The organism is Gordonia sp. NPDC003950 (assembly GCF_053605205.1).
This window is the reverse complement of sequence record NZ_JBSGIT010000053.1, coordinates 1-4,042: the sequence shown is the minus strand read 5'-3', so window position 1 is coordinate 4,042 and position 4,042 is coordinate 1. Positions and strand designations below refer to the sequence as shown.

3 protein-coding genes are annotated in these 4,042 nt (G+C 67.8%); all 3 read right to left on the bottom strand.

The genetic code is table 11. The annotated features are described in order from the left end of the window. Positions 1-205 precede the first annotated feature (205 nt). Positions 206-1,069: a universal stress protein gene (locus ACWETB_RS23745; protein WP_452214045.1), complete on the bottom strand. Its 864-nt coding sequence runs from the start codon at positions 1,067-1,069 to the stop codon at positions 206-208. A gap of 108 nt (positions 1,070-1,177) precedes the next feature. After that, positions 1,178-2,746 carry an APC family permease gene (locus tag ACWETB_RS23740; protein ID WP_452214043.1) on the bottom strand — a complete coding sequence of 523 codons (1,569 nt, stop codon included), beginning with the start codon at positions 2,744-2,746 and terminating at the stop codon, positions 1,178-1,180. A gap of 112 nt (positions 2,747-2,858) precedes the next feature. Further along, positions 2,859-3,761: a universal stress protein gene (locus tag ACWETB_RS23735; protein WP_452214041.1), complete on the bottom strand. Its 903-nt coding sequence runs from the start codon at positions 3,759-3,761 to the stop codon at positions 2,859-2,861. Positions 3,762-4,042: the final 281 nt, after the last annotated feature.

Here is a 4,042-nt window from a genome sequence, read left to right as displayed (position 1 = left end):
CACTTCCACGGTGCCTGCGGCACCCCACCCCGAATCCCGCAACACCCCACACGCTCACGCTGCCTCACCGGCCGCGTGAACACACACGCACCACGATGAGCTTCACGCGGACCGTCCGCGCTCGCGCGGCGCCCCCACAATCGCGCTCGCATTGCTACGACCGCGCCGGCGTGCGGGCACCGCGTCGATGAGAACCGACCGCGCGTCAGGCGTCTTTCGGCACGACGACCATCGGGACGGTTTCGAGCGTGCGGAGCATCTTCGCGGCGGTCGCGCCGAGAAAGAGCTGCAGCGGTTGGGCGAGGCGACTGGATCCGACGAAGACGATGTCGCCGCCGTGCCAGCCGACCTTGCCGGCGGCGTCCTCGACATCATCGCCGGTGACGACCGCCGAGGTGATGTCGTAGTCGGCACCCAACGCCTGTTTCGCGGTCTCGACGAGTTCGGCGAGATGTTCGGCGGCAGCCTTTTCCGCGGTCTCGAGGTCTCCCGCCTGGCCGCCCATACCGTCGGGCGTCAGCAACGAGATAAGCCGCAGCGGTAATCCGGTGCGTTCGCAACCGTCGATCACCGCGCGCAGCAGTGGGGTGGCGCCGCTACGACGACCGACGGCGGCCGTGATGCGGGTGATGGGCGAGGCGGATTCGCGGGCGCCGAGTGGTGCGACGACGACCGGGGTGGTGGAGACGTGCATCAGATCGTTGACGACCGATCCCAGGGAGTTGCGGCCTCGAATGCCGCCGCCCGAGCCGCCGACGATGATGGCCGCGGACCCGGTGCGATGGGATTCGACGACGAGGCCTTCGGCGGCGTGGTCGTGGAAGGCGATGTGAGCCTCGGCGACCACATCGTCGGGGACGCGGGCGGCAGCGTCGGACAACCATTCCGCTGCCTGCGAATCGAGGTGCGCCGACGCTTCGACGTCGGCACCATCGGGTGTGGGCGGCAGCACCATGCAGACGTCGAGGTCTGCATGAAAGGACCTCGCCAACTGCACGCCGAGCCCGAGAGCGTCTTCACCACCCGGTGTCGGTAGATAGGCGGCAAGCAGCGTACGTGGCGTGGGCATGTCGGCTCCCTCGGCGATATGTCGGCGATCTGTCGATGTGTGTCCCCAACGATGTTCTCACTGACGAGGCCTGTCCATCCGGACATCGGCACGCTCGCCGGCGGTGAGTCACGACACCGATGAGGGCACCGTCGACGCGGGCGTGGACCGCGGAAGGGTCTCCCCACGGAAGAAGGCCGGATGCCGTGCCCGGAGGTAGAGCATCACGAACACCCCGACGATCAACAGGCCGAACCCGATGTAGAAGACCAGGCCGATACCGAATATCGAAGCGCCACTGCCGTTGTCGGGGTTCATGCTTTCGCCCACGGAGATCAGGAAGACGATGATCAACGCGAGGCCGCCGAGGAACGGGCACAGAAATCGGTAGATCACGTTGTGTACCGAGGTGAACAGTTCATGCCGGAAGTACCACACGCACGCGAAGGCCGTGATGCCGTAGTACCAGCAGATCATGATGCCCAGGGCGGCGATCGTGTCGATCAGGGTGCGTTCGGACAGGATCGTCACCACGGTGTAGAAGATGGCCGTCACGATGCCCGCGACCAGTGCGGCGAACGACGGTGACAGGAACCGGGGATGGATCTCGGCCACCTTCTTCGGGAACGCGCCGTAGGAGCCCATCGCGAGCATCGTCCGCGCCACCGGCAAGAACGTCGTCTGCAAACTCGCCAGCGATGACACCAGGATGGCCGCGAACAACATCAGACCGCCCCACCGCCCGAGAACAGGTGTGGCCAGCGCGCCGAAGACGTTCTCGGCGTTGGCCTCGTTGCCCAGTCCGAGCCCCTCGGCACCCACCCCGGCGTACATCATCACGGCGACGGCGACCAGGAGATAGGTCAACAGGATCGACAGCACACACAGCAATCCCGCACGGCCCGGCGTGCGCTTGGGGTCCTTGCATTCCTCGCCGAGCGTCAGACACGTATCCCAGCCCCAGAACGCGAAGATCGACCCCGTGAGTCCGACCGCGAAGGCGGAGATCGTCAGCCCGGTGAACGGGTTGAACCAGTCGATGTCAAACGACAGGCCCGCGGGTGCATCGCCGGCCGCGACCTTCACCAGGGCGATGATTGCAAAGGCGAACAGAACGATGAGCTGGAAGCCGACGAGAACATATTGAATGCGTTCACTGGTCGAGATGCCCCGCATGGAAATCCACGTGGCCGCGGCGAGCAGCACGAGTGTGGTCACGATGTTGACCAGCTTGTTGGTACCGAGGTCGGCGATCGACGGGCGGTCGGCGATCTGGGCGATGATCAGGTAGAAAAACTGCACACCGATCGCGGCGAGGTTCGACAGCACGATGATGGTCGCGACCACCATGCCCCAACCGCACATCCACCCGACGTACGGCCCGAAGGCCTTCGTCGACCAGGTGAACGATGCCCCGCAGTCGGGGGTGTCGGAATTGAGTTCGCGGTAGGCGTAGGCGGTGAGGAACATCGGGATGAACCCGGCGATGAAGATCGCGGGCATCTTGAGCCCGACGGCCGCCACGATCAGTCCGATGCTCGCGGTCAGGGTGTAACCCGGTGCGACGGTGGATATCCCGAGGATTGCGCCGGAGAGCACGCCGACCTTGCCGGCGGCGAGGCCCTTGTCGACGGGGATCTCGCCGATGGGCGTCGTCACCCCGGTGGGTGCGTTCGGCGGTGTGGGTTGTGACGTCATGTGTGCGCTCCGGGTCGAGGGCGGGGTGTCGAGGTCGAGGTCGGGGTGTCGAGGGCGGGCGGACCGGGTTGCGGGGAGTGCCCGGTTGCTGAGGAGGAGTTGTCGTCGGCGCTCACGTGCTCGTGGGCACGACGATCATCGGGACCGACAGCGCGCGAAGCATCTTGGCCGCGGTGGTACCCAGGAACAGACGCAACGGCTGGGCGAGTCGGCTGGAGCCGACGAGCACGATGTCGCCGTCATCCCAGTCGAGGGAGGTGACGGCGGTCTCCGTCGTTTTCGCGGCGACTACCGCGGAGGCGATCTGATGGTCGGCGCCGAGGCGGCCGCGCGCCTCATCGACGAGGCCGTCGAGGAGGTCGGCGGCGGCGGCCCGGACGGCGGGGTCGGTGTCGTCACGACGCCACGGCAGCGCATCGTCGTCGCCGGTCACCAGCGACACCAGGCGCAACGGAAGTCCGGTGCGTTCGCACAGGTCGAGGCCGGCGGTGAACAGGGCGGTGCTTCCCGGTCGGCGACCGATCGCGCAGGTGATGCGGCGCAGGGTGTGCGGCGCGTTCGAGGCGGCTCCGCGCGGCGTGAGGACGACCGGTAGCGGAGACGAGTGCAGAAGATCGTTGACCACCGACCCCAGGGAGTGGCGCCCGACGATCCCGCCGCCGGATCCGCCGACCACGATGGCCGCGCATTCGGTCTGCTGCGCCTCGGTGATCAGGCCCTCGGCGACGTTGTCGTACAGGGCGATTCGGGCTTCGGCGACGATGTCGTCGGGGATGGTGGCGGTGGCCTCGGCCAACCATGCCGCCGCCCGGTCATCGACGAACCGGGTGTAGTCGGCGTTGCCGGGTGCGGCCACCTGCTCGATGGGACCCATCGGTGGGAGGACCATGGCGATGTCGAGTTCGCCGTGCAGTGCGCGTGCGAGATCGATGCCGAGCGACAGGGCGTCGGCGCCGCCGGGGGTGGCGAGGTAGGCGACCAGCAGTCGGGTGCGGGTGGGCACGGGGGCTCCCATCGTCGGATCGCACCCGTCGGATTTCAGACGAGGCCGACTCGTCTGATCGGGTGACTGGCATCACTGTGCGCTCCGGGTGCGAGCCGTGCCCATGGCTGAAATGTCGAGGAGGTCGTGTCCCGATGGACAACATGGCCAGGCGCCGAGGGGGGGCGAATGCACCCCAACGCCGGCGGCGCCGGGGGGCCGATACTCAACCCCGCCCGCCCCCCCCCCCCCCCCCGCCCCGCGGGGGGGGGCACGCCCCCCCGCCCGCCAACCCGGGGGGGGGGCACCCAAAC

Coding starts and splice junctions, on each gene's coding strand:
- ACWETB_RS23740 (WP_452214043.1), bottom strand. CDS start 2,746: ATGACGTCACAACCCACACCGCCGAACGCACCCACCGGGGTGACGACG.
- ACWETB_RS23745 (WP_452214045.1), bottom strand. CDS start 1,069: ATGCCCACGCCACGTACGCTGCTTGCCGCCTATCTACCGACACCGGGT.
- ACWETB_RS23735 (WP_452214041.1), bottom strand. CDS start 3,761: ATGGGAGCCCCCGTGCCCACCCGCACCCGACTGCTGGTCGCCTACCTC.